This is a genomic window from Ruegeria sp. HKCCD9138, assembly GCF_057220975.1.
Map to the genome: position 1 here is coordinate 606,371 of NZ_JBWVAZ010000001.1, position 26,422 is coordinate 632,792.

Sequence of the window (26,422 nt, forward strand, 5' to 3'; positions counted from 1 at the left end):
GCCAGCCAAATTAGGGAATTCACATGACCCCGGAAGTTTTGTTTTCGCTTCAAGGAAAAACCGCGCTGGTGACAGGAGGGGCGACAGGAATTGGCCGAATGGCGGCCGAAGCCTTCGTGCGTTCCGGGGCCAGAGTTCTGATAGCCTCGCGCAAGGGAGACGCCTGCCAATCTGTAGCGGCCGAGTTGAACGCACTAGACGCGCCCGGTTCGGCCGAAGGCTTTGCGGGCGATATCGGAAGCGAGGCCGGAATTGATGCCCTTGTGGCCGAAGTGAATACTCGCGCACAAAGCCTTGATATTCTTATGAACAATGCTGGTGTTTCCTGGGGCGCGCCCATGGGACAGTTTCCTTACCATGCATGGGAAAAGGTGATGTCGGTAAACGTGGCGGGCATCTTTGATTTGACCCAGAAACTATTACCGCTGTTGATGAAGGCGGCATCGGATGAAGATCCGGCGCGGGTGGTAAATGTGGCCTCGGTCATGGGCGAGGCCCCCATGGGAGACGGCGCTTACAGCTACTCTGCCTCGAAAGCGGCTGTGATACATCTGACGAAAATCATGGCCAAGGAGTTTGCACCATACCGACTGACGGTTAACGCCATCGCACCGGGACCGTTTGTCTCGCGAATGACTGCATTCGCGACCGAAGATTTGGACAAGAGGGAAAAGGTTGGCAAGGCCGTCCCGCTCGGTCGCGTCGGGCGAGAGGATGACATTGGCGGGTGCATGCTGTTCCTGTGCGGGCGCGGCGGCAGCTATGTTACCGGTGCTGTCATCCCGGTATCCGGCGGGATCAATGTCCAAAGCGGTGGCAATATTTTCGCCGACGCCCTTTGAATTGGCCGTTGAATTTAGACGGATCCAAACCCGAGATAGCTCATGCCGACGTCTGAAAATACGCTAGATCTGAACGCAATAGACACCTACTTTAAAGCGCACCTGGTGAATTACGAAGGCCCGGTTACAGCCACCAAGTTCGCCGTCGGGCAATCCAACCCGACCTATCTGCTGCAGACGCCAACCAAAAACTATGTCCTGCGCCGCAAACCTCCGGGTGTTTTGCTGAAGTCCGCGCACGCTGTCGATCGTGAATACCGGGTGCAAAGCGCGCTGGCTGGCAGCAAGGTCCCGGTGCCGGCCATGTATCTTCTTTGCGAGGACGAAAGCGTTATTGGAACGATGTTTTACGTGATGCAACATCTGCCGGGACGCAGCTTTCAGGACCCTACGATGCAAGGCGAAGATAACGAAACGCGGGCAGGGGTCCTGGATGAGATGAACCGAGTTCTGGCCGAGTTGCACCAGGTCGATATCGACAACGTCGGCTTGTCCGACTATGGGCCGCCGGGGAATTACTTCGAACGCCAGATTGCGCGATGGACGAAGCAATACCACGCTTCGGAAACAGCTGTGATCGCCGAAATGGACGCGTTGATCGCAGCGCTGGAATCGTCAATACCGGCAGATGACGGCCAAAGAACACTGGTGCATGGTGATTTCCGCATCGACAACCTGATGTTCGAACAGAATGGAACACACTGTATCGGCGTTCTGGATTGGGAATTGTCCACAATCGGCCACCCTTACGCTGATCTGGCGGCTGTTATCATGCAGTGGCAAATGCCCCCCGGATCAGAAGGCCGCGGTTTGGCTGGGGTTGATCGCGGCAGTCTTGGGTTGCCTTCAGATCAACGCTTTGTCGCGGATTACTGTGCGCGAAGGGGGCTCGACGGGATCGACAATTTTGGGTTCTATCTGGCCTTCAACTTTTTTCGAATGGCCGGAATATTGCAAGGGGTCTACAAGCGCGCACTCGACGGCAACGCGTCAGACCCTGAACGAGCCCGCGCTTTTGGCGCCTACGTTCCGCAGTTTGCAAAACACGGGCTTGCCGCACTGGACGGCTAACTCGAATGTGAGAGTTCCAATTCGAGATTCCCAAGGCTGTTTTTCCCAAAAAACATCTCGGGACCGGCGAACATCGTGGGCACGCCAAAAACGCCATTTCTAACTGCCGTTTTTGTCTGATCTTTCAGTTGTTGCTTGATGTGTGCATCACCCAGTGCATCGCGAATTTTGCGAGTGGGCAAATCGCTTTCCTGAACGACATCCATCAAGACATTCAGGTCGTCGACCTTTTGGCCGTGAACCCAGATTGCGTCAAATACAGCGTCAATGTATCTGCGTTCCCACGGTTTTCCATGGGCATAGACAGCACCTCGCATTGCAAACTTGGTGTTCAGTGGAAAATGTGGGCTCATGTGGAAACTGATGCCGCGACGCCGGGCAAAGCGGTGGAGGTCATGCGTCAGATAGGCAGATTTCTGGCGAATATCGGAAAAGGCTTGAAATGGGCTTTGATTGTTTGTGGCCTTGAAAACGGTACTGAGCAGAACCGGTTGAAAGTCCAGCGATACATTCAGGGTTTTCGCCAGATCAGGCAAAACTTTATAGGCCAGATAAGCATTGGGACTGCAGAAGTCATACATAAATACAATGTTTTGCGCCATGTTTCTTCCTCGGTCAGGTAAATGCAGAGCCGAATCCACTCAATCTTTAGTTTAGCAGTCCATGGCGCGTCGATTCAGAGCTTTCCGTCAGAGGACGCGGTTTTTCGCTGTCGTTTACAAACACGTCGCGGCACTATCGGCGAAAAACATCACAGCGGAGCGAACACATGGGGTTTGACCCAACAGCACTGACGCATATTCGCAACTGGATGCACCGATATGTCGAGCAACGCAAATACGCGGGAAGTTCCCTTTTGGTGAAGCAAAACGGGCAGGAAGTATTTTTTAACAGCTGCGGCTGCCGCGACGTTGAAAACAACCTGCCATTTCAACGAAACACGCTTGCCAGGATCTATTCCATGACAAAACCTGTCACTTCGGTCGCTCTGATGATGCTGGCGGAACGCGGGCTGGTCCACTTGGATGCGCCCGTGTCCGAATTCATTCCTGAATTTCAATCCATGCAAGCGCTGGTTCCCGAAGCGACGCGCCTGGATCAAACTGAAAATGCGCCCACGCCAACCATGCATCAATTGCTGACACATACAAGCGGCCTCAGTTATCCGTTCAATCCCGGTCTTCTTCCGCAGGAAATGGACGCGTTGGATCTGATTTTTTCACCAGACCAAGGGCCATTGGCCGACCGGGTTAAAGTGCTGTCAGCCCTGCCGCTGGCGTTCCAGCCCGGCACGCGCTGGGAGTATTCGGTGGGCATCGATGTCATAGGCCGCGTGATTGAGGTTGTGACAGGACGGTCACTTGATCAGTTCTTTGCAGAGCTCATCTTCGAGCCACTACAAATGCAGGAAACCGGGTTTTCTTTGTCGTCAGGGGCAGGGGACAGGTTTGCCTCGCTCTATACTCCGCTGGAAGGCGATGCCATGGCCTTGAACGCGGCGAAACAGGGTGGCGATACGTTACGGCTTGTCGACGCCGCCGGAGGTTCTCCGTTCGAACGCACGACCACGTTTTCCGGTGGAGGAGGATTGGTGAGTACGATCGATGACTACAGCCGGTTCGCTGAGATGTTGCGCAACAATGGAACCGAAAACGGTGTTCGTCTGCTGGGGGCCAAGACCGTAGAATATATGATGCGCAATCACTTACCGGGCGACATTGCCTCAATGGGACCACAGAGTTTTGCGGAACAGCCGATGCAAGGAACCGGGTTTGGAATCGGCGGGTCTGTTGTCCTGAATCCGGGTCGACTGGGCGCGCCGTCTTCTGTTGGAGACTTCGCCTGGGGCGGCATGGCCTCAACCTTTTTCTGGATCGACCGGGTCAATGATCTGACAACCGTCTTTTTTACGCAGCTGTCACCCTCCAGCTCATACCCGTCGCGGGCCGAGCTCCGCTCGCTTGTTCTCGGTGCATTGGTTGAATGATGTGCGCGTCGTTGATACCTGAAACCGGCCTGACACCGGAGACGATTTGATGACCGAAGCCGAACGTATCCTGCTGGACCTGCTGAACATTGAGCGGCTGGAAGTAGACCTGTTTCGTGGAACCGGTTCAGGTGGTGAAACGCCCACAAGGATATTTGGAGGGCAGGTGGTCGCACAGGCCCTTGCAGCCGCCTACAGGACGGTCGAAGATCGTTTGTGCCATTCCTTGCACGCGTATTTCATCCGACCGGGTGATCCGGAAATACCCGTTATTTATCAGGTTGATAGAGCGCGAGACGGAGGTTCTTTTACAACCAGACGTGTCGTCGCCATTCAACATGGAAAGCAGATATTGAACATGTCCGCTTCATTCCACGTTCAGGACGATGGTTGGGACCATCAGCATCCGATGCCAGAGGTTTCGGCGCCGGAATACCATCCGTCGCGCGATGAGTTGCGTCAAAAGTATCTGGATCGGGTTCCTGACAAACTGCGGTCGGAACTGTTGCGCGAACGTCCGATCGAAGTTCGTGAAATTGAGCCTCTGGACGTTTTCAGGCCAGAAAAAACGGATGATCGTAACAGCCTCTGGTTTCGGATGGCCGCGGCAGATGAGGCCGATACAGTGACGCAGCATCTTCTTTTGGCCTATGCCTCGGACATGAGCTTGTTGAGCTCTGGCATGCGTCCGCACGGTCTTAGCTGGTTTTCCGGCGAAATAAACGGCGCCAGCCTGGATCATGCCATCTGGTTCCATGGGCCCGTGCAGTTTCAGAACTGGCATCTCTATACCATGGAGTCGCCGTGGACCGGGCGCGGTCGAAGCTTCAACCGTGGTTCGATCTACACTCAGGATGGTACGTTGGTCGCATCCGTCGCGCAGGAAGGTTTGTTGCGACCGTCGCGAAAGTGAGATCAAGTGGCTTTGCTAAATGGCAGATAACATGAGAAAAAACGGACTGATTGTGCTAGAATATTAGTTTCAGTGACGAATACGGTGTAGGCAGCCGCACTGCACAATTACCATAATACCGATTACACGAATTATAGATCTGTTAAACGAGAGCACCATTCTGCCCCTTCACCACGTGTCGATGCCGTCCACTTTACTCTGGCAGGTATTTCTCAGACCAGCTTGTGGCGGCCGCGCCGCGACCGATCATTTGCTGAATTTGCGCTTCGTCGTAGCCGATCCTCTTCAGAATGTCCGTCGTATGCGCTCCATATTTGGGCATCGGGCTCGGAATTGTGATCCGGCCGCTGGTCGGACGAACAGCATTGGGCGCGACCAGATCGCACCAACGACCCATTGGATGCTGATCGTGGCGAATGACCCGGAATGTGTCCTTCGCAATGTCGATGTCTCCGGCGCTTTCAAGCTGCAAGGCTCGGTCACGCGTTTCGTGAAGCGAAGCCAACGGAACCACGGTGTTTGAATCGCCGAAGACCCGTTGCCAGTGGGACAGCGGCTTCTGCCGAAACCGATCCGCCAGTGCGCCGTGAAGATCTTCTGTGGTCAAATCGGCGAGATCGGCGAGTTCCGAAACAGCGGCCAAAGCCGCCGGCCCGTCCGCCGGCGCGGCAAAGAACATCCACTGATCCGCAGCCTCGTAACAATGATAGAACGGCCCCCATCCCAAAGCGTCGCGCCCCGAGGGTTCGCCAAACGGTTCACGACCTTCGTAGTCATACATGAACTGCGCCTGAATAAGGTTGCCTGCACCCGCCAGAGACGCCCGAGCAACACCACCCTTCCCCGTTTTCCGCAGTCGCAAGAGCGCTCCGCCAAGCGCAACGCAGGCGCAGAATCCGGTCAGCACGTCAATCGTTCCAAAATGCGCGTGCTCTTCCGGGGTTTCCATTCCGCCCCCGAACCGGACCATCACGCCGGTCGCGGCTTGCGCCAGATCGTCATAACCAAGGTGGTCCGATTTCGGCCCGCGCTTTGGCCCACCGAAAGCATCCAGTTGAACAAGGATGAGTTTCGGGTTAATCGCCGCCAAGCGATCCGGTGACAGGCCGAGTTTGTCGCGCTGTTCGTCCGTTCCGTTCAATGTTATGACGTCGGCCTCGGCGATCAGTTTGGCCAATGCCGCCTGCCCTTCGTCGCTGCGCAGATTCAGAAGAATGCTTTCCTTGCCGCGTTGTGCGTGAATCCCAAATACAATTGTGTTCCACGGATCCACCGAAGGCTCGACCGGCTGTACAAGCGTGACATTTGCCCCAAAGCGCGCCAGCGTCGATCCAATGGTCGGGCCCGCGATCACGTTGGTCAGGTCCAGCACTTTCACTCCGTCCAGCCAGCCGCTTTTTCCTGAAACATTTCCGCTGCGCGGCGCATCCGCCAATACCGCTTTCAAATCAGCAGATTGTGGCCCGGTTTTTTCAGTCGCACCCTCGTCGCTTGCCAGCCATGCGACATTGCCCATCTGGCGCATTTTGCCGTGGCGCTCATCCTCGACCCGCAGCACCAGACCCGAGGCCAGCGCATGAGGATCAGACAACCACTCTTGTGTAAACCGCTGCGCGGTAGCCGGTGCTTTGGCCGTTCCGAACAGCTCTTCCCATTCATGCGACGGTCGGGTCAGAAAAGCGTCCTTCATGGCCGATGAAACGCGCGCCCGGTCGGACGCACCGACCGGGTAGTTTCGCATTGACCATTCCGCGGGCCAGTCTTTGGTATCCAGATAGGCCGAGAAATCCGGCAGTTCATCCGCCAGCTCCTTAAGGCCCAGCGTTTCCAGCACCCGCCGTGGATGTGTGGCAACCGAACCCGACACCACATAAAAGCCGCGCCCATCGGCACAGGTATAAGTGCGATAGAACGGATCAAGGAATTCAGACAATTCGTCGAATTTCAGGTTCAAAGGCAGACCTTCGGCCGCGCGCCGATCCAACTCCACCTCACGCGGAGACTTGTAACGCTCGGGGTAGTCTTCGATCTGCTCGCAATTGTAGATCAGCCCTTCAAGCAAAGCCGAGGCGAGCGGAACTTCGATATGGTCGCCTCCGTTTCGGTCGCGTGCGTTCAGGGCAAACAAGACTGACATGGCCCCGAAACTGGCACCGTAGGCCGAGGCCAATGTCAGCGGTGTGAAGGACGGGTTGATCCCCATCAACCGCCGGTTCAGTCCCATATCCGTGAATTGCCCGGTATAGGCGGCGATGACCGCCTCCCACGCAGGCAATCCGGCCAGCACGGGATCGGTCGAGGCAAAGCCGGGTAACGACAGATAGACCAGTTGATCATTTGCGGCGCGCAGAGTGCCGGGTCCCAAACCCAGACGATCCATGACGCCAGGGCGAAAATTCTCGATCACAACGTCAGAGCGTTTGGCCAGTTCGACCGCCGTTTGGCGCCCGGCTGAAGACTTGAGATCAAGCGTTAAAACTTTTTTGCCGCGCGAAATCATGTCGAAGGCAGGATCGTCAAAGGCCGGGCCATTGGGCGGATCGATACGGATGACCTCGGCCCCCATGTCTGCCAGCATCATGCCCACCAGAGGACCGGCCAGATAGTGACCGAAGTCGAGAACGCGGATGTGAGACAAGGGTCGTTCTGACATTTTGGACCTGCGCTAATTTATCCGAGTGGAGAGCAAAATTTGTGAAGCCTGAAACCAGAGATTCCATCGGGACACTGAAATAAATTTGATGGCCTCACAATCAAATTTTGAAAGAACGAATGACATGGCTAATTTTTGGAACGCTCAACGCGCGTTCAACTGCTCTCGCGCAACGAAGAAGCTTGGGGTCGGACACTGCAATGTCAAACACGCAGCATCCGACCAAGGCATCCTGACGGACACATGCGTCGCCAGGAAAGCAGACGGTAGGACCGCCTTGCCCTAAAAGCGCATCAGTTGGGTTACAACTTTGACCGGCCTCAATAAAAGGCCTGCAACCCGGTTTGCGCACGCCCCAGGATCAGAGCGTGCACATCGTGCGTGCCTTCGTAGGTGTTAACGGTTTCAAGGTTGATCATATGTCGGACGACCTGAAACTCTAACGAAATACCATTGCCGCCGTGCATGTCACGCGCCATCCGAGCGATTTCCAGCGCCTTGCCGCAATTGTTGCGTTTGACAATCGAAATCATCTCTGGCGCGGCCTCGGCTTGATCCATCAGTCGACCAACACGCAGGCTGGCCTGCAACCCCAAAGCGATCTCAGTCTGCATGTCCGCCAGCTTTTTCTGGTAGAGCTGCGTCTGCGCAAGCGGCCGGTTGAACTGCTTTCGGTCCAGACCGTACTGGCGTGCGGCATGCCAACAGCTTTCAGCAGCCCCCATGGTTCCCCAGCTGATTCCATAGCGGGCGCGGTTCAGACAACCAAACGGACCTTTGAGGCCCTGTACGTGGGGCAGCAAAGCGTCCTCGCCCACCTCGACACCGTCCAGAACGATCTCACCGGTGATCGAAGCGCGCAGGCTCAACTTGTTTTCGATCTTCGGGGCGCTCAGACCCTTGGTCCCTTTGTCTAAAACAAAGCCGCGGATTTTTCCGTCATGTGCGTCAGACTTGGCCCAGACGATGAAAACATCGGCAATCGGGGCATTCGAGATCCACATCTTGGTGCCCGTCAGGCGGTATCCGCCGTCGATTTTCTCGGCACGTGTTTTCATTCCGGCAGGATCTGAACCGGCGTCCGGTTCGGTCAGCCCAAAGCAACCGATCCATTCGCCGCTGGCAAGTTTCGGCAGGTATTTCCGGCGCTGTTCCTCGTTGCCGTATGCATAAATCGGGTACATGACCAGCGAGCTTTGGACAGACATCATCGAACGATAGCCGGAATCCACACGCTCAACCTCGCGTGCGACAAGGCCATACGCGACGTATCCGGCACCGATGCCTCCGTATTCTTCGGGCAATGTTGTACCCAGCAACCCCATCTCACCCATTTCGCGGAAGATTTCGGGGTCAGTTTCCTCGTTCTGAAACGCCTCGGTGACGCGGGGTTGCAGCTTCTCCTGTGCATAGCTGCGTGCGCTTTCCGCAATCAGTCGTTCGTCTTCTTCCAACTGATCGGTCAGGCGGAAGGGATCGTCCCACGCAAAGGCCCCCAAATCGGGTGCATCCTTGGCGCGCAGGGTTGGTTTGGTGTCGGGGGCATTCATGAGATTTCTCCGCTGAGACAGTTTTCCTAAATCTAATCTGAGTTTCTTGCAAAAAACAGCGAGACATTTGCAAGTTTTCATGACTAAAACGCATAGATGAAACCGCGCCGACTTACATTGCCACCAATTTCTGCCCTGCGTGCACTTGAAGCCCTGGATCGTTTGGGTTCGGCCTCGGCGGTTGCCGAGGAGATGGCTCTGACCCAAAGCGCGGTCAGCCGGCAACTGCAAACACTCGAGGCACAGCTGGGCGCAGAGCTGGTGCGACGAGACCGCAAGCGTCTGTCCCTCACGCCAGCCGGACAGGACTATGTTCAGGAAATTCGCCCCGCCCTGTCTCAGATTGCGCAGGCGGCAATGAAGCTGCACGTCGCACCCGCCGGGGGAATGGTGAACCTTGCCATATTGCCGACGTTCGGGATGCGTTGGCTCGTGCCCCGCCTGCCCGATTTTGCGCGGCTGCATCCGGACATCACGATCAACATGTCGACCCGGCTGCGCCCATTCAGCTTTGCCGCCGAACCCTTTGACGCAGCGTTGCATTTTGGTGAACCCGATTGGCCCGGAACGGATCGTTTGCTTTTGCAGGTAGAACGTGTCGTTCCCGTGTGTTCACCAGAGTTGCTGCCTCAAGGTGCTCCTAAGTCGCCCGATGACCTGTTGAAATTGCCTTTGCTGCACATTCAGACACGACCACGCGCCTGGCAAGACTGGTTTCGTCAGTTGGGAGTCGCACATCCCGATCCCCTGCCCGGTACAGTGCATGACCAGTTCACGACGATCAATCAGGCAGCGCTGCATGGTCTGGGAGTAGCACTGCTGCCGAACTATCTGGTTGAACAGGATCTGGCGACAGGAAACCTGATCGCTGCATTTTCCGACAGTGTCGAGACACTTGGCGCCTATTATCTGGTCTGGCCCCGGGAGAAGTCCGAGGACACAGCATTGCGGCACTTCAGGCACTGGCTCGCCTCGCAGGCGCAGAGCGAAGAGACCCTGCCCCGTTGATCCTTAGCCCAGTGCGTATCCGGCACCGCGAACTGTGCGAACGGGATCTTCGCCGCCATGCTGTGTCAATGCCTTGCGAAGACGCCCGATATGTACGTCGACAGTGCGGGTATCAACATAGATGTCCCGCCCCCAAACGCGGTCCAAAAGCTGTTCACGGCTCCAGACGCGGCCCGGTTTTTCCATAAATGTGCTCAGCAACCGGAATTCCGTTGGCCCAAGCTTAAGCGGCTTGTTGTTGCGGCTGACTTTGTGCGTTTCGGAATCGAGGATTATGTCGTCGAATTCCAGTCGAATGCCGACCGTTGCAGGGCGCACCCGACGCAACTGGGTACGCACCCGCGCCATCAGTTCCACGACCGAGTACGGCTTGACGACATAGTCGTCAGCCCCTGTTTCCAACCCGCGGACCTTGTCGACCTCTTCGCTGCGCGCCGACAACATGATGATCGGGATCGACCGCGTGTCCGGGCGGGTCTTCAATCGGCGGCAAACTTCGATCCCGCTGAGGTTTGGCATCATCCAGTCAAGGACAATTATGTCAGGGCTGTCTTCATCCACCAGCAACAGCGCTTCATCCCCGCTGGCCGCCTTGGATACGCGAAAACCTTCCGCTTCGAGGTTGTACGCAAGCACCTCGCGCTGGGCCAGTTCATCCTCGACAACCAGCACCGTAGGTTGATCAACGGACATTGTCTTGCCTCCTAGGCAGTTTGCGACGTTGTATCGGCTTTGGGTCGGCCCTCGGTCGGGCGTTCGCCCGTGACGAGGTATACGACCTGCTCGGCAATGGCCGTTACGTGATCGCCCATGCGTTCTATGTTCTTCGCAATAAAGTGCAGATGCATACACGAAGATATATTGCGCGGGTCCTCGGCCATGAAGGTCAGAAACTCGCGGAACAGACCATTGTACATCTGATCCACTTCTTCGTCGCGCTCAATCACGTCGCGGGCCAGTTCTTCGTCGCGCTGAATATAGGCGTCCAGAGCATCGCGAAGCATGAGTTCCACTTCGCGCGCCATGCGGCGCAGTGCGGCAGCGCTGCCATTGATTTCGCCGGAGTTAACCAGAACGGTGGTGCGCTTGGCGATGTTCTTGGAATAGTCGCCGATACGTTCCAGATTGGCGGAAACTTTCAGGACCGACAGAACCAGCCGCAGGTCACTCGCCGTCGGTGCACGCAATGCGATCAGCCGAGCGGTTTCCTCGTTGATGACATCTTCCAGCGCATCGATGGCCTTGTCGCCCTGACGGACCTCTTGTGCGAGTTCTTCGTCTCGCATTTCCAGTGACCGGGCCGCGCTCATGATGGCGGCCTCGACCAGACCGCCCATTTTCATGATATGTGCCTGAATGGCTTCGAGGTCCCGGTCGAAAACGGATGCAATATGTTGTTCGGTCATGTCCAAATACCTGTGCTCAGCCGATCCGGCCTGTAATGTAGCTTTCCGTGCGCGGATCTTCAGGGTTGGTGAAAATCTGGCCCGTTTCACCGAATTCAACCAGGTTGCCCAAATGGAAGAATGCAGTCTTCTGGCTGACGCGCGCCGCCTGTTGCATCGAGTGGGTGACGATCACCACAGAATATCGCTCGCGCAGCTCGTCGATCAGTTCCTCGACCTGCGCCGTCGCGATCGGGTCAAGCGCCGAACAGGGTTCGTCCATCAGCAGGACCTCGGGTTCGGTCGCCACGGCACGGGCGATACACAAACGCTGCTGCTGCCCACCCGAAAGGCCGGTGCCGGGGGCATCGAGACGGTCCTTGACCTCGTCCCAGATCGCGCCGCGACGCAGGGACTTCTCGACGATTTCATCCAGCTCCGCTTTGTTCTTGGCAAGACCGTGAATACGCGGTCCATAAGCTACGTTGTCGTAGATCGACTTGGGAAACGGGTTGGGTTTCTGGAACACCATTCCGACCTTGGCGCGCAACTGAACCGGGTCGACTCGCTTGTCATAGATGTCTTCGCCATCCAGTTTGAATGACCCCTCGACACGGGCAACGTCAATGGTGTCGTTCATCCGGTTCAAACACCGCAGGAACGTCGACTTGCCGCAACCGGACGGGCCGATGAAAGCGGTAACAGTTTTGTCTTCGATGTCGACATTCACATCTTTGATGGCGTGGGTGTCACCGTAGTAGACTTGGCAGTCACGGCACTCCAACTTGATTTCCTTGGTGTCCACTTCTCTCTCCACTCGCGACATGTCGTTCATTGTTATAGCTCCATTTACCAACGGCGTTCAAAGCGGCGGCGAAGGATGATTGCGATGATATTCATGGAGAGCAGGAAGATCAGAAGAATGATGATCCCGCCCCAGGCTTTCTCGTAGAAACCTACATCCGCACGCGCGGCCCAAGTATAGATCTGAGCAGGCATGGCCGAATTCGGCTCGGTAAAGCCCGCGAGGAACCCATCGGGATAGCCGCGGGCCACGAAACCCACCATGCCGATCAGCAGCAGCGGTGCGGTTTCACCCAACGCCTGAGCCAGGCCAATGATGGTGCCGGTCAGAATCCCCGGTGCAGCCAGTGGCAGCACGTGGTGAAACACAGCCTGCATCTTCGAGGCCCCTACCCCCAATGCCGCATCGCGAATCGATGGCGGAACCGCCTTGAGCGACGCGCGGGTCGAGATGATGATTGTTGGCAACGTCATCAGCGTCAGAACCAGACCGCCGACCAATGGCGCAGACTGTGGTAAGTGCATGAACTGGATGAAGACCGCGAGGCCGAGGATACCGAATACAATCGATGGCACGGCGGCGAGGTTCGAAATGTTCACCTCGATCAGATCCGTGAACCTGTTCTGCGGCGCGAATTCCTCAAGATAGATCGACGCGGCGACGCCGATGGGCAACGACAGGCCCAGAACCACCAGCATCATGAAGAACGAGCCGACAACCGATGCCCCGATTCCCGCACCGCCGGGGTTGTCCACGCCCGAGTCCGCGCCTGTGATGAAAGGCCAGTTGAACACTTGCTTGATGATGCCTGCCTCTTCCAGTGCGTCCACCAGATCCAGATCGCTGAGCTGAAGGAAACGACTGTCCTGCAACGTATCGCGCGAAACGCGACCCTTAAAGTATCCGTCAACGCGGCTGGACGCGGTCAGATCAAACTCGATGGGTTCGCCCAACTTGTCCGGGTTGTCGGCATAAAAGGTCCGGATCGTGCCGCCAACTTTACCCAGAAGACGTTCGATGGCGGCTTCATCGAAATCGACGCTGATCCCACGTTCCGCCAATTCGCCGTTCAGTTCGGAGATGAAAAGGTCGGAGTAAGCTTTGGTCTTGAACAACGTGCCTTCGGCTTCATCGCGCTGAGCTTCGGTCAACGTGAAATCCACGCTGACAACCGTCCGCTGAAAAGCCGGAAGGCCTTGCGACAGGATTGAGGCAAACAGAACGATCAGGAAGAACAGGCCGGTCGCAATCGCCATAATACCGTAGGCGCGAAAGCGCTTTTCCGCGTTGGCGCGCTTTTTTGTGTGCGCATCGCTGGCAGTCAGCGAGACCGAGTGGCGACCTGTTTCGGGGCTTTGCATGCTGGCGTCGGTCATTCGTACTGCTCCCGATACTTACGCACGATGTAAAGGGCGAAGATGTTGAGCCCCAGCGTGAGGATAAAAAGTGTCATTCCAAGCGCAAAAGCGACAAGCGCTTCGGGTGATGCGAAATCCGCGTCCCCGGTCAACTGGCTGACGATTTTTGCGGTGACGGTGGTCATGGCTTCGAACGGGTTCAGGCTGAGGCGCGCGGCGGCACCAGCCCCCAGAACCACGATCATTGTCTCACCAATGGCGCGCGATGCTGCCAGCAGGATCGCACCGACGATCCCGGGCAGTGCTGCCGGTAGCACGACCTGACGGATGGTTTCCGACTGCGTCGCCCCCAGCCCGTACGAGCCGTCGCGCATAGCCTGAGGCACCGCGTTGATGATGTCGTCCGACAGAGACGACACAAACGGGATCAGCATGATGCCCATGACAAGACCCGCTGTCATTACGGCCGTGCCCGCTTTCATCCAGCCCAGTCCGCCATCGCCGAACACGCCCAGTAAAAGCGGGCCAACGGTCAGCAGGGCAAAGAGGCCATAAACGATAGTGGGAATGCCGGCCAGCACCTCCAACAGTGGCTTTGCGAAAGAACGGACGCGGGCCGACGCGTATTCGCTCAGGTAGATGGCGGCGAACAGTCCGATGGGAACAGCCACCAGAAGAGCAACCAGCGAGATATAGAACGTACCCCAAAGCAGTGGAATGATGCCCAGAGCGGAAGATCCGCCACGTCCCGAGAAACTGGGCGCCCATGTCGTTCCGAAGAAGAAATCCGACGCAGGATAAAGCTTGAAGAATTCCCACGTGTTGAAGACCAGCGACAGAACGATACCGACGGTAGTCAGAATTGCGATCGATGCAGCGGCCAGCAAAAGAACGCGGACCCCCTGCTCCACAACGTTGCGGGCACGATATTCCGAATGTGTTTGAAACCAACTGAATGCGGCACCAGCCAGCGCGACCAGGATTACTGCGACCGTCATGATCGAGTAACCGGTGGAATTCATGATCCGATAACGTTGCGCTGCGCGCAGCACCGGCTGGGTGATGTCCGAGGTCACGACCTGCCCCGCGTCCTTGAGGCGCTGGGTCATGTCCGTGATATCGGCGCGTGCGTTCTGCGCCAGATCCTCGGTCAATTGCCCTTGTGCAACTGCGTTGTCCAGACCCCTGGCTGCACGGCGGATTTCGGCCATGACCAGGCTCCGGGACGAGCCCTCTTTAATGGCCGAATCCGGGATCATCCCGGATATCTGCGAGTTAACGAAAAGCGGTTGCACCAACAACCAGACAAGCAGAAGACCAAATGCCGGTACAACCGTTTTCAGCACGACGTTCGCGCCGTAAAACGACGGAAGCGAATGCAGATCCCGACTGTCCCCTACGGCGCTTTGAAGAGCGCGTGCCCGACCTAATACATAACCGAAAGCTGCGATCGCCAGAACGATCAGAATGAGCCAAAGTATCGGCATGACACCCCCATTTGGTCTCGATTGGGAAATTCAGAAACACAAGTTGGGGGCGACACCAAATGCCGCCCCCGGTACTTCAGACCAAAGGCGGGATTAGCTGCCCGAACCCATGGTCTCTTCGTTGGCAATGGCTTCCTGAGTTTTTGCCAGCTCAGGATCAGCAACCAGACCATAGTTGGCCAGCGGGCCTGAACCACCAGCGATTTCGTCAGCGACGAAGAACTGAGCATATTCTTTCAGGCCGGGGATCACGCCGATGTGTGCCTTCTTGACGTAGAAGAACAGCGGACGCGAAACCGGATACTCACCCGACGCGATGGTCTCGGTCGAAGGTGCGACGCCACCCATGGTGGCCACTTTCAGCTTGTCGGTGTTGTTCTCGTAGAACGCCAGTCCAAACACGCCGATGCCGTTCGGGTTGGTGTCGATACGCGCCAGGGTTTCGGTGTAGTCGCCGTCGATGTCGACCGACTTGCCGTCCGCACGCACGTCCAGGCAGGCGTCTTCGGCGTCATCTTCACTCATGCCGCCAGAGATCATGGCTTCCATGGCACCAGTCGATTCACAACCAGCCAGCAGAACCTTGTCTTCGAACACTTCACGGGTGCCGTGCTTGGTGCCCGGGATGAACATGGCGATTTCAACATCCGGCAGGTCGCCGTTGAACTCGGCCCAGCTGTTGTAGCTGTTGTCGACCAGCGCACCGTCCATCATGACTTTTGCGCCGATGGCGTTGTAGATGTCAGCCGGTTGGAATGCGGTGAAAGCAGGACCCGACTGCTGGCTGGCGAACACGATGCCGTCATAGCCGATGCGCACTTCCATGATGTCGGTCACACCGTTTTCGGCGCAGGCTTTGATCTCTTTTTCGCGGATCGCACGCGATGCGTTTGCAACGTCGATTGTGTTCTCGCCAACGCCTTCGCAGAAACGTTTCAGACCGGCCGACGAGCCGCCCGATTCGACAACCGGTGTCGGGAAGTCGGTGTTTTCACCGAACAGTTCCGCAACGATCGAGGCATACGGCAGAACGGTCGACGAACCGGCAACCTGTACGTTGTCACGAGCTGCAGCAGTGGTCGCCGAGACGGCAGCGATTGCCAGAGCAGATGCCGACAGTTTTACAAAGGACATTTCAGTCTCCCTGAAAAAAATAAGATATGATCACCCCCATGATGATCTTGCCGGCACCCCTAAGTACCGCGCGTAAGCCTTTTGTGACACATACGTAACGGTTTTATGACAACTCAAGTTTTTCTTAGGATTTCTTAACTTGACGATATGTAAAGTGAGCGCCAACACCAAAGTCGCGAGGTCGGGTCAACCGATCTCAGCGTGGCAAAATCACTGTAAAGACGGAACCTTTTCCAAGATCGCTCTCGACCCGCAGACGACCCCGGTGGCGATTGACGATATGCTTCACGATTGCAAGCCCCAACCCTGTACCACCCAGTTCCCGGGATCTGTGGCTGTCCGCCCGATAGAATCGTTCCGTCAATCTGGGAAGATGCACGGCATCAATACCCGGCCCCTTATCCACAATTTGAACCCGAACCGACGGTCCACGCATCGCCGTGTCACGTTCCGAAGGTAAAATGTTGACCGTTACACTCTCGCCGCTGCCGCCGTATTTGATCGCATTTTCAATAAGATTGGTGAAAACCTGGCGCAACTGGTCGCTATCACCCGTGACTGAAACCGGTTCGGGCGGCGCATTCAGCGTCATGGTGACCGCGGCATCGTCGGCCAGAGGGCGAAGGGAGTTCAGTGTGGATTCCAGCAAGGCCGTGAGTTCAAGCTGTTCGGTTGGGCGAACGCGCTCCTGGCTTTCGACGCGGTTCAGGGACAACAAGTCGCCAACCAGACGGTTCATCCGGTTGGCCTCGTCCGTCATGATTTGAAGAAACCGGTCCCGGGCATTGACGTCATCGCGGGCCGGACCCCGCAGCGTCTCGATGAATCCCATCAAGGCGGTCAGAGGTGTGCGCAATTCGTGACTGACGTTGGCGACAAAGTCGCGACGCATCTGGCCGGCCTGCTCTAGATGGGTGACGTCTTGGAACACCACCAGAACCGCGCCGCCAGAAACGGCACCTACGCCGTTCAGGTATCGACATTCCACCTGAAATGTCGTGTCCTGCGCGCCATCATTGGACAGATGACGGGTTTTGGCAGGGCCCTTGGACCGCAGGCTTTGTTCCATGGCTTCGATCACCTGCGGCTGTCGCAGGATCGTGGCGTAGTGACGCCCCTCGATATTCTGACCGAGCAGCGTTTTGGCGTCCGTATTGGCAGCGATGATTCGCTCTGTCTGATCCACCAGCAAAGCAGGCATCGGTACGGCTGAAACGAATTCGCCAATCAGGTCTTGGGACATCTGGGGCCTATCCGGCGTTAACTGCCTAGTGAAACCGGTTTGAGTGTTTCGCGAAATTTGCGCATGTTTTCCTGATAGTGCAGCGCGCTGAGCGTGAGCTTTTGCGCGGCCGCTTCGTCCAGCTGACGGACGACCTTTCCAGGCGATCCCATGACCAGCGAATTGTCGGGGATCACTTTTCCTTCAGTTATCAGGGCTCCTGCCCCGATCAGACAGTTGCGCCCGATTTTCGCGCCGTTCAGAACGATGGCTCCCATACCGATCAAGCTGTTGTCGCCGATTGTACATCCATGCAACATGACCTTGTGCCCGATCGTGCAATCCCGACCAATTGTTAATGGATAGCCTGCATCGATATGCATGACGCAGTCTTCCTGAACGTTACTGCCCGCACCCACCCGAATCTCTTCGTGGTCGGCGCGAATGGTGCTGCCAAACCAGACCGAGGCCCCCTGCTCCAACACGACCTTGCCTATCAGGTTGGCGTCAGGCGCCACCCAAGTGTCTTCGTGGATCTGTGGCGTATCTTCACCCAGAGCGTAAATGGTCATGACAGCCCCTCGAACTCGGTCTGCAAGGTGCGGATGTGATGTTGCAGGCGCGGCTGCTGAATACGCCGCATCCGCTCGGCGCTGACGATGGTTTTCAGCTTCTCTTCTGTCGTGTCCAGATCATCATTGATCAGGACATAGTCGTAATATCCCCAATGGCTGATCTCGTCCCAGCTTTTCAGCATTCTCTTTGCAATCACGTCTTCGCTGTCCTGACCGCGGCCTTCCAAACGGCGGCGCAGTTCCCGGATCGACGGCGGAAGGATGAAGATCGAAAGCGCGTGTTTGCCCAGATCCGAATTACGGATCTGAACCTCGCCCTGCCAGTCCACATCGAACAGAACGTCCCGGCCCTGGTTGATTGAGTCGAGCACAGGTTCGGCGGGAGACCCGTAGAAGTTTCCGAACACATGGGCGTGTTCCAGCATCTGACCATCCGCGACCTGTTGTTTGAAGGAGTCCTCGGACAAGAAGTAGTATTCGCGACCGTGCTCTTCCCCCGGTCGCGGCGCACGGGTTGTAGCCGAGATCGAGAACTCCAACTCGCTATCCCATTGCATCAGCCGTCGGGCCAGCGTGGATTTGCCCGCGCCCGAAGGTGAGGACAAAATGATTAAGAGACCTCGGCGATCCGCCATGTTTCTGGTTCCCGTCTGTTATTCTACGTTCTGCACTTGCTCGCGCATCTGATCAATGACCGCCTTCAGTTCCAACCCGACCGCCGTCAGTTCGGCATTCTGGGACTTGGAGCACAGGGTATTGGCCTCGCGATTGAATTCCTGGGTCAGGAAATCCAGTTTGCGTCCCACCGGGCCTTCTTCGGCCAGCAAACTTCGCGCCGTTGTGACATGCGCGGCCAGCCTGTCGATCTCCTCGGTGATGTCGGCCTTGACCGCGATCAAAGCCAGCTCCTGCGCGACACGTTCGGGATCAGCACCCTGTGCGTTGTCCAAAACACGCGCCAGATTTTCACGCAACGCTTTCGCCATATCATCGCGACGTCTCTCGGCCAACCCTGCCGCCTGGTCGGTCAGGTCGGCAATGCGATCCAGCTGTGTTTGCAGGATTTCCGCCAATGCCTGCCCTTCGGTGCGGCGCATGGCCAGAAAGTCGGATATTAACCCGCGAAAATCACTGGTCAGTTGCGCGACGATGGGTGCCGCTTCGTCTTCGTCAGAACCGTTATCCATCATGCCTTTGAGAACCAGCAGGTCACTGGCACGCGATTGTGCCAAAGTCACGCCCTGCTCGGCAGCCATGGATTCGGTCTGGGCCAAGGCAGCCAGCGCCGCCTGCATGGCAGCACTGTTCAATCTTATGTCCGACGAAGTTTCTTCCCGGTTTACACGCAGCGACAGGGTGATGTTTCCGCGACCGACGGCCTTGGACAGTTCTGCCCGCAGAGCGGCTTCGAGACCTGTTAGCCAATCCGGAACACGCAGGCGCATATCCAGGCCCTTGCCGTTGACGCTGCGCAGCTCCCACGTCCAGCTGTGTGGGCCTAGCGCGCCTTTGCCCGAAGCGAACCCAGTCATGGATTTGATCATGCCTGCCCTTTCAATCCTCTGACGCGTTTCGCGCGCCTGCCGCACCTAATGCCATCGACCGCCCCGGGGCAAGACCTTGCTTATTCTTGACTTCATCCGGCAAAGTTAACCATTCGTTAAAGAATTCCTCCAAAATTGTCTTAACCCGTGCCAATCTTCCGGTCGCAACGGCTGGTGTATCGCTGTGGTGCCTATTACACGGCATTTTAGATAAATCGCGAGTGATTGATGTTAGGGTGATGAAAATGAAAACCTTTTTCGGGACCGGTTCCGGCTCAAGTTTTGGAAAGATCGTTGCAATGGATCGCTTTGACAGCGGGCGCAGCCTGTCCCCCATACGTCAGGCCGAGGCATACTGGACCGCACTGCTGACCGGAGATGGGGTGCCGAAGCGATCACAAATCGATCCGCGCGGATTGGAGAATATTCTTGAATACACGTTTATTCTGGAACGCATTGCACCAGGTCTTGCCCGGTTTCGCCTTGCGGGCAGTCATCTGAATAAACTGGCGGGAATGGAAGTCCGTGGGATGCCTCTGACATCCTTTTTCGAACCGGAAGCGCGGGAAGAGGTCACGTTGCAACTGGAACGGGTTTTTGCCGCCCCCGCCGTAACCGAGCTGGGCATGGTTTCAAAAGGCAAGATGGGTCGTGCACACCTGCAAGCCCGCATGATCCTTCTGCCGCTGAAAAGCGACCTTGGCGATGTCAGCCGGGTCTTGGGTGTCATGATCAGCGATGGCGCAATCGGGACAACGCCACGACGGTTCACGATCACGGACAGCCGGGTGCGCAAGATTGCTGATCTTCAGGTGCCTCCACAGGTTTCCCCGGAAAAGGCGATGGGCTTTGCCGAAGATCAGGAGCCTCTTCATCCGTCCAAAAGTCATCTGAGACTGGTCTCTTCCCGCGAGGATTAAGTTCGCACAACAAAAAACGGCGGGCTCAAGACCCGCCGCTTTGTTTCAAGAGTTTCTGACAAGTGCACTCAGCTTGCAGCGCGTTTCTTCCGATCGCGGCGCAAATTGGTCAGTTCTTCAGCAACCAGGAACGCCAGCTCCAGCGATTGCGTGGCGTTCAGACGCGGATCGCAGGCCGTGTGGTAACGGTCGGACAGGTCTTCTTCGGTCACAGCACGAACTCCACCGGTACATTCAGTAACGTCCAGACCGGTCATTTCGAAATGCACACCGCCAGGAATGGTGCCTTCGGCCTGATGTACGCCAAAGAAATCACGAACCTCGCGCAGAACGGATTCGAACGGGCGCGTTTTGTATCCGGTCGCCGATTTGATCGTGTTGCCGTGCATCGGATCGCAAACCCAGGTCACCTTGGCGCCTTCTTCTTTCACGGTTTTGATCAGGCGCGGCAAATGTTCACTTGCCTTCCCTGCACCGAACCGGGCGATCAGGGTCAGGCGACCTTCTTCGTTTTCCGGGTTCAGTTTGGACATCAGAACCTTGAGATCCTCGGCTGTCGTCGTTGGACCGCATTTCAAGCCAATCGGGTTCAGGACGCCGCGGCAGAATTCGACATGCGCACCATCCGGCTGACGTGTGCGATCCCCGATCCAGATCATGTGACCAGAGCCAGCCAGCCAATTGCCCGACGTGGAATCGAGGCGCGTCAGTGCCTCTTCATATTCCAGCAACAAGCTTTCGTGACTGGTGTAGAATTCCACGGTCGAGAATTCGTGGGTGGTGTCGGCGGTAATCCCGGCCGCGCCCATGAAGTCGATGGTGTCCTGAATCCGATCCGCAATCTCGGAATATTTCTGAACGTCCTGCTCATCGGTAAATCCAAGTGTCCAGGAATGCACGCGGCTCATATCGGCAAAACCACCGGTCGAGAACGCGCGCAGCAGGTTCAGCGTTGCCGCCGCCTGAGTGTAGGCTTGCAACATCTTTTCTGGGTTCGGAATCCGCGCCTCGGGTGTGAAGGCCAGTTCGTTGATAATGTCGCCGCGGTAGCTGGGCAGTTCCACGCCATCCACCACTTCGGTCGGTGCGCTGCGTGGCTTTGCGAATTGCCCGGCCATACGTCCGACCTTGACCACCGGCACCTTGGCGCCGTAGGTCAGAACCATCGCCATCTGCAACATCACCTTGAAGGTGTCACGGATTGCGTCAGCGCTGAATTGATCGAAGCTTTCAGCGCAATCGCCCCCCTGCAACAGGAATGCTTCACCGCGCCCTGCGGCACCCAGATGCTGCTTGAGGCGACGCGCCTCGCCCGCGAAAACCAGCGGGGGATACTGAGAAAGCTTTGCCTCAACCTTGGCCAGTGCGGCCGGGTCGGTATATTCGGGCATCTGAACGCGAGGCTTGTTGCGCCAGTTCGTTTTTTGCCACTCGGTCATTGCTTTGATCTCCGCTGAGGTATTTCAGGGGGTCTCTATACAAAATGCAATGAAGAGTGGCCATATCCCATTTGCGCCTCTTGACGCCGGAAACAAGCTTTGAGCATGGTGGCTGGCAATTCCGCCGGCTCAAAAAGGTCGGCCGGCACCGAATCAAGGACAGTTCGCCATGCAAGAGCAACGCCAAGTTGTCACCGTGGATAGCAATTCCACTAAGCCGAACAATTTTGTTTTTGTTCTGCTGGATAAGTTTTCCCTTCTGTCCTTTGCGTCGGCCCTTGATAGCCTGCGCATCGCCAACCGAATGTCTGATCGGGAACTCTATACCTGGACGCTGGCCGGTGAAGGAGGTGAATTGGTTCATTGCTCCGCCGGTACGACATTCAAACTCGATTGTGACTTGTCCGAACTGCAACGTGACGAAGTGATTCTGGTGTGCGGCGGGGTCGACGTTCAGGCCGCGACGACCAAACGTGTCCTGAACTGGTTGCGCCGCGAGGCACGCAAGGGCCTGAAAATCGGGGGACTGTGTACCGCTGCCTATACACTGGCCAAGGCTGGTCTGCTGGAGGGCAAACGCGCGACCATCCACTGGGAAAACTCGGACAGTTTTGCCGAAGAGTTCGACACCGTCGAACTGACCAAATCGGTATTTCAGATCGACGGCAACAGGATGACCACTGCGGGCGGGACATCCTCGATAGATTTGATGCTAAAACTGATTGCCGAGGACTACGGTGAGGATCTGGCGAATGCGGTGGCGGATCAGATGATCTATTCCTCGATCCGCACGGATCAGGACACACAGCGCCTGTCCACGCCCACGCGCATCGGGGTACGCCATCCCAAGCTTAGCCAGGTCATTCTGATGATGGAAAAGAACATCGAGGAACCGATCTCTCCCTCGATCCTGGCCAAGGATGTCGGCATGTCGACGCGGCAACTCGAGCGACTGTTCCGCCGCTATCTGAGCCGCTCGCCCAAGCGCTATTATATGGAACTGCGCCTGCACAAAGCCCGCAACCTTCTGATGCAGACAGACATGAGCGTGATCAACGTGGCACTGGCCTGCGGATTCGCCAGCCCCTCGCATTTCTCGAAATGCTACCGGGCACACTACAACACCACGCCCTATCGCGAGCGCGGCGCACAAGGCGGTCGGCTGTCGGTCTAACGGGTCGGCGTCATTCTGTAGATCGCCCCGTTTCCTACTGAAATGAACCAAATGGCCCCGTCAGGTGCTTCCACGATATCCCTGACACGCTCGGTTTCGGGGCCTTGGATCTGTTCAACTTCGCGCAGCGGCGTTCCTTCGAGCCGTGAAATGTAATCAAACTTCAGGGAACCGACAAAAATGTCCCCTTTCCATTCCGGCCACAGCTTGCCGGAATACACCAATAATCCAGACGGTGCGATGGAAGGGTCCCAATAATGCTCGGGTTGTTCCATGCCCGGTTTCGTAGTGCCCTCGCCGATTTTCTGACCAGAGTAATGGACGCCGTAGGAGATGACCGGCCATCCGTAATTCTTTCCTGACTGTACCAGATTCACTTCGTCGCCGCCTCTCGCACCATGCTCTGAAATCCATAGTTGACCGCGCGCGTCGAGTCCTGCTCCTTGCGGATTTCGGTGCCCAAACGACCAGATTTCGGGGCGTACGCCACTTTCGCCGACAAATGGATTATCGGCAGGCACCGTTCCATCCCGGTTCACTCGGATGACAGCGCCTATGTGATTGGTCCGGTCCTGAGCACTGGGCCGATCGCCTCTGTCACCTATCGTCAGGAACAGGGTGCCGTCATTTGCCTCAACCACGCGAGAGCCAAAATGACGACCTCCCGATCCGCCGGGAAGCGCCTCGAATATCACGCGCAGATTGGTCAGACGATCACCGCTTTCCGACAAACGGGCGACAGCAAGCGCGGTTCCGGCCCCGCCCTTCTGTCGCTTGGAGAAAGTCAGAAAAATCTCTCGTGAGCGCACAAAGTCGCGCGCAACAGTGACGTCCAGCAAACCACCCTGCCCGTTCGTCACGACTTTTGGCACGCCTTTGACGCGTTTTGACTGCCCGTCCGCAATATAGAGGAGCTCTCCATCGCGCTCCGTGACGAGAAAAGAACTGTCCGGCAATATTCCGATGGCCCAAGGCGTATCCAGTCCACTGACGAGCGTTGTCACCGTGACGGGGCCAGCTGAGGTCTGTATCTGGTCTGCGGAAACCACACTGGACGACAAGAAAAATGCCAGAAAAAAACCAAGCCTGAGCATCCGAAACCTCCGCTTACGTAGATCGCCTTTGGTCGAGAAAACAAGATAGCGCATACCTGCGAAAGCCAACTTTTCGTTAGGACTTTTCTTTTCCGAACAGCTTGCCTAGGGTCGTGCCCAGAACGAATACGTTCATAACAGGGAGTAACCTTATGAAAAAGCTGCTTACTGCGACTGCAGCAACCGCTCTGCTGGCCGGAACCGCAATGGCCGAGGATGTGACACTGGGCGTTCTGTTCGGCTTCACCGGCCCAATCGAATCGCTTTCCCCAGCCATGGGCTCGGGTGCCGAGCTGGCGATGGCCGAGGTCACCGAATCCGGCAAGCTGCTGGATGGCGCCAAAGTCACCGCATCACGCGCCGACACCGGCTGTATCGACAACGGTCTGGCCACGTCGAACGGCGAACGCATGATTGCTGACGGCGTTGCTGGCATCATCGGTGGTGACTGCTCGGGCGTGACCGGTGCGATCCTGCAGAACGTTGCGATCCCGAACGGTATGGTCATGATCTCGCCTTCCGCGACTTCTCCTGGCCTGTCGACCATGGAGGACAACGGCCTGTTCTTCCGCACCGCCCCGTCGGACGCGCGTGAAGGTCAGGTGATGGCGGACATCCTGAATGACCGTGGCATCAGCTCGATTGCACTGACCTACACCAACAATGACTATGGCAAGGGTCTGGCGGATGCGATCCAGTCCTCGTTCGAAGCATCAGGTGGTGAAGTGACCATCGTTGCAGCGCACGAAGACGGCAAGGCCGACTACTCGGCCGAAGTTGGCGCGCTGGCCTCGGCCGGTGGCGACATTCTGGTTGTTGCGGGCTATCTGGACCAGGGCGGTCTGGGCATCATCCAGTCGGCGCTGGACAGCGGTGCGTTTGACACGTTCGGTCTGCCCGGCGGCATGATCGGCGACTCGCTTCCCGCAAACGTTGGTCCGGACCTGAACGGCTCGTTCGGTCAGATTGCCGGCTCGGGCGGTGAAGGTGCCGAGAAGTACTTTGCAATGGCCGAGGAAGCGGGCTTTGACGGCTCGTCCCCTTATTCGCCTGAATCCTATGATGCTGCTGCCCTGTTCATGCTGGCGATGCAAGCTGCTGGATCGACGAACCCTGCTGATTATGGCGGTAAAATCATGGACGTCGCCAACGCACCGGGTGAAAAGATCTATCCCGGTGAGTTGGCGAAAGGCCTGGAACTGCTGGCTGCAGGTCAGGACATCGACTATGTCGGCGCGTCTGGAGTTGAGTTGATCGGCCCCGGTGAAAGCGCGGGTTCGTACCGCGAGATCGAAGTGACCGACGGCGAAAACAAAACCGTCAATTTCCGTTGATTTCGGACACCAAATTCTAAAACCAAGCAGCCCGGGCCTTGTGTCCGGGCTGTTTCGATGACACAAACCCGCACCCCTGATGAAGGGGCATGGGGACAACTAAAAAGCGCTGCTTTCAGGTGGCCAGGGGAACACATGATCGTCGTCGAAGACGTGCATAAGCATTTCGGCGGTTTTCACGCGGTGGACGGGGCATCGCTGGAAATCGAAAAAGGTTCGATTACTGGCCTGATCGGGCCGAACGGGGCCGGAAAAACCACTCTGTTCAATGTGATCGCGGGTGTTCTGCCGCCGACAAGCGGCAAGGTTTTCATGGACGGTGAAAACATCACAGGCCTGCCGCCGCATGACTTGTTTCACAAAGGCCTGCTGCGCACATTCCAGATCGCGCACGAATTCTCCTCGATGTCCTGCCGCGAGAATCTGATGATGGTGCCCGGTGCGCAATCGGGGGAATCGCTTTGGAACACCTGGTTTGGCCGCAAGCGAATCGCAGACGAAGAACGCGCCTTGCGCGCCAAGGCCGATGAGGTGTTGGAGTTTCTGACCATCGAACATCTTGCCGACCACAAGGCGGGTCAGGTCTCGGGCGGGCAGAAGAAACTGCTGGAACTGGGCCGCACCATGATGGTCGACGCCAAGATCGTGTTTCTGGACGAGGTGGGCGCGGGTGTGAACCGCACCCTGCTGATGACCATCGCCGATACAATCCTGCGACTGAACAAGGAACGCGGCTATACCTTTGTCGTGATCGAACATGACATGGATTTCATCGGCAAGATCTGCGACCCGGTCATCTGTATGGCCGAGGGCAAGGTTCTGGCCGAGGGCACTTTGGACGAAATCAAGGCCAACGAGCACGTGATCGAGGCCTATCTGGGCACCGGCCTGAAGAACAAAGACAAGCTGGAGGCCCAAACATGACCG

The 26,422-nt window shown here is 56.9% G+C and carries 24 protein-coding genes; 9 read left to right on the forward strand and 15 right to left on the reverse strand.

Annotated features, from left to right (window positions below):
- Positions 1 to 23 precede the first annotated feature (23 nt).
- Positions 24 to 842, forward strand: coding sequence for an SDR family NAD(P)-dependent oxidoreductase (locus AC2TEL_RS03095; protein WP_480839727.1), 819 nt, complete (start codon positions 24 to 26; stop codon positions 840 to 842).
- Between the two features lie 42 nt (positions 843 to 884).
- Positions 885 to 1,913, forward strand: a complete 1,029-nt coding sequence (locus AC2TEL_RS03100) for a phosphotransferase family protein (RefSeq protein WP_480901786.1) — start codon at positions 885 to 887, stop codon at positions 1,911 to 1,913.
- Here AC2TEL_RS03100 and AC2TEL_RS03105 read toward each other — a convergent pair.
- On the reverse strand, positions 1,910 to 2,515 hold the full coding sequence (locus AC2TEL_RS03105; protein ID WP_480901788.1) for a DsbA family protein: 606 nt from the start codon (positions 2,513 to 2,515) through the stop codon (positions 1,910 to 1,912). The two genes, AC2TEL_RS03100 and AC2TEL_RS03105, sit on opposite strands and share 4 nt — an antisense overlap.
- Before the next feature lie 167 nt (positions 2,516 to 2,682).
- Between AC2TEL_RS03105 and AC2TEL_RS03110 the strand changes: the two genes are divergently transcribed.
- The gene (locus tag AC2TEL_RS03110) at positions 2,683 to 3,900 is read left to right on the forward strand and encodes a serine hydrolase domain-containing protein (RefSeq protein WP_480901790.1); all 1,218 of its coding nucleotides are present in this window, start codon (positions 2,683 to 2,685) and stop codon (positions 3,898 to 3,900) included.
- Positions 3,901 to 3,949: 49 nt separating this feature from the next.
- Positions 3,950 to 4,813 carry an acyl-CoA thioesterase gene (locus AC2TEL_RS03115; protein ID WP_480901793.1) on the forward strand — a complete coding sequence of 288 codons (864 nt, stop codon included), beginning with the start codon at positions 3,950 to 3,952 and terminating at the stop codon, positions 4,811 to 4,813.
- Between the two features lie 193 nt (positions 4,814 to 5,006).
- Here AC2TEL_RS03115 and AC2TEL_RS03120 read toward each other — a convergent pair whose 3' ends face one another.
- On the reverse strand, positions 5,007 to 7,466 hold the full coding sequence (locus AC2TEL_RS03120) for a CoA transferase (protein WP_480901796.1): 2,460 nt from the start codon (positions 7,464 to 7,466) through the stop codon (positions 5,007 to 5,009).
- A gap of 320 nt (positions 7,467 to 7,786) precedes the next feature.
- Positions 7,787 to 9,016: an acyl-CoA dehydrogenase gene (locus tag AC2TEL_RS03125; protein WP_480839738.1), complete on the reverse strand. Its 1,230-nt coding sequence runs from the start codon at positions 9,014 to 9,016 to the stop codon at positions 7,787 to 7,789.
- A 96-nt stretch (positions 9,017 to 9,112) separates the two neighbouring features.
- On the opposite strand from AC2TEL_RS03125, the gene AC2TEL_RS03130 reads away from it, so the two are divergent.
- A complete protein-coding gene (locus tag AC2TEL_RS03130) occupies positions 9,113 to 10,024 on the forward strand; it encodes a LysR substrate-binding domain-containing protein (RefSeq protein WP_480901799.1) in 912 nt (303 codons plus the stop codon).
- 3 nt (positions 10,025 to 10,027) lie between these two features.
- Here the strand turns inward: AC2TEL_RS03130 and phoB are convergent, their stop codons facing one another.
- The 10 genes from phoB to AC2TEL_RS03180 all read right to left on the reverse strand — a co-directional run bounded on the left by phoB (position 10,028) and on the right by AC2TEL_RS03180 (position 19,522).
- Entirely contained in the window at positions 10,028 to 10,717 is a 690-nt protein-coding gene (gene phoB / locus AC2TEL_RS03135; protein ID WP_480839742.1) for a phosphate regulon transcriptional regulator PhoB, read from the reverse strand.
- 11 nt (positions 10,718 to 10,728) lie between these two features.
- A complete protein-coding gene (gene phoU, locus AC2TEL_RS03140; protein ID WP_480901801.1) occupies positions 10,729 to 11,430 on the reverse strand; it encodes a phosphate signaling complex protein PhoU in 702 nt (233 codons plus the stop codon).
- A gap of 16 nt (positions 11,431 to 11,446) precedes the next feature.
- Complete coding sequence (gene pstB / locus AC2TEL_RS03145; protein ID WP_480839746.1) at positions 11,447 to 12,244, reverse strand: phosphate ABC transporter ATP-binding protein PstB; 798 nt, start codon at positions 12,242 to 12,244, stop codon at positions 11,447 to 11,449.
- A 14-nt stretch (positions 12,245 to 12,258) separates the two neighbouring features.
- Positions 12,259 to 13,590, reverse strand: coding sequence for a phosphate ABC transporter permease PstA (gene pstA, locus AC2TEL_RS03150; RefSeq protein ID WP_480839748.1), 1,332 nt, complete (start codon positions 13,588 to 13,590; stop codon positions 12,259 to 12,261).
- Complete coding sequence (gene pstC, locus AC2TEL_RS03155; RefSeq protein WP_480901804.1) at positions 13,587 to 15,059, reverse strand: phosphate ABC transporter permease subunit PstC; 1,473 nt, start codon at positions 15,057 to 15,059, stop codon at positions 13,587 to 13,589. Before pstC ends, pstA begins: the two co-directional genes overlap by 4 nt.
- 93 nt (positions 15,060 to 15,152) lie before the next feature.
- The gene (locus tag AC2TEL_RS03160; RefSeq protein ID WP_480901807.1) at positions 15,153 to 16,193 is read right to left on the reverse strand and encodes a substrate-binding domain-containing protein; all 1,041 of its coding nucleotides are present in this window, start codon (positions 16,191 to 16,193) and stop codon (positions 15,153 to 15,155) included.
- A 196-nt stretch (positions 16,194 to 16,389) separates the two neighbouring features.
- Positions 16,390 to 17,436 carry a sensor histidine kinase gene (locus AC2TEL_RS03165; RefSeq protein ID WP_480839754.1) on the reverse strand — a complete coding sequence of 349 codons (1,047 nt, stop codon included), beginning with the start codon at positions 17,434 to 17,436 and terminating at the stop codon, positions 16,390 to 16,392.
- 17 nt (positions 17,437 to 17,453) lie between these two features.
- Positions 17,454 to 17,987, reverse strand: coding sequence for a gamma carbonic anhydrase family protein (locus tag AC2TEL_RS03170; RefSeq protein ID WP_480839756.1), 534 nt, complete (start codon positions 17,985 to 17,987; stop codon positions 17,454 to 17,456).
- A complete protein-coding gene (gmk, locus tag AC2TEL_RS03175) occupies positions 17,984 to 18,625 on the reverse strand; it encodes a guanylate kinase (protein ID WP_480901809.1) in 642 nt (213 codons plus the stop codon). The genes AC2TEL_RS03170 and gmk overlap by 4 nt, the downstream gene beginning before the upstream one ends.
- 18 nt (positions 18,626 to 18,643) lie before the next feature.
- The gene (locus tag AC2TEL_RS03180) at positions 18,644 to 19,522 is read right to left on the reverse strand and encodes a YicC/YloC family endoribonuclease (protein WP_480901811.1); all 879 of its coding nucleotides are present in this window, start codon (positions 19,520 to 19,522) and stop codon (positions 18,644 to 18,646) included.
- Between the two features lie 251 nt (positions 19,523 to 19,773).
- Between AC2TEL_RS03180 and AC2TEL_RS03185 the strand changes: the two genes are divergently transcribed.
- Entirely contained in the window at positions 19,774 to 20,454 is a 681-nt protein-coding gene (locus AC2TEL_RS03185; protein ID WP_480901813.1) for a PAS domain-containing protein, read from the forward strand.
- 68 nt (positions 20,455 to 20,522) lie between these two features.
- Here the strand turns inward: AC2TEL_RS03185 and AC2TEL_RS03190 are convergent, their stop codons facing one another.
- Entirely contained in the window at positions 20,523 to 21,893 is a 1,371-nt protein-coding gene (locus tag AC2TEL_RS03190) for a class II 3-deoxy-7-phosphoheptulonate synthase (RefSeq protein WP_480839763.1), read from the reverse strand.
- A 169-nt stretch (positions 21,894 to 22,062) separates the two neighbouring features.
- On the opposite strand from AC2TEL_RS03190, the gene AC2TEL_RS03195 reads away from it, so the two are divergent.
- On the forward strand, positions 22,063 to 23,067 hold the full coding sequence (locus AC2TEL_RS03195) for a GlxA family transcriptional regulator (RefSeq protein WP_480839765.1): 1,005 nt from the start codon (positions 22,063 to 22,065) through the stop codon (positions 23,065 to 23,067).
- Here the strand turns inward: AC2TEL_RS03195 and AC2TEL_RS03200 are convergent.
- Positions 23,064 to 24,161, reverse strand: coding sequence for a PQQ-dependent sugar dehydrogenase (locus AC2TEL_RS03200; protein ID WP_480901855.1), 1,098 nt, complete (start codon positions 24,159 to 24,161; stop codon positions 23,064 to 23,066). The two genes, AC2TEL_RS03195 and AC2TEL_RS03200, sit on opposite strands and share 4 nt — an antisense overlap.
- A 152-nt stretch (positions 24,162 to 24,313) precedes the next feature.
- On the opposite strand from AC2TEL_RS03200, the gene AC2TEL_RS03205 reads away from it, so the two are divergent.
- Together AC2TEL_RS03205 and AC2TEL_RS03210 are read left to right on the forward strand one after the other, a co-directional pair.
- Positions 24,314 to 25,495: an ABC transporter substrate-binding protein gene (locus tag AC2TEL_RS03205; protein ID WP_480839767.1), complete on the forward strand. Its 1,182-nt coding sequence runs from the start codon at positions 24,314 to 24,316 to the stop codon at positions 25,493 to 25,495.
- Between the two features lie 135 nt (positions 25,496 to 25,630).
- On the forward strand, positions 25,631 to 26,419 hold the full coding sequence (locus AC2TEL_RS03210; RefSeq protein ID WP_480839769.1) for an ABC transporter ATP-binding protein: 789 nt from the start codon (positions 25,631 to 25,633) through the stop codon (positions 26,417 to 26,419).
- The last annotated feature ends 3 nt before the right edge of the window (positions 26,420 to 26,422 follow it).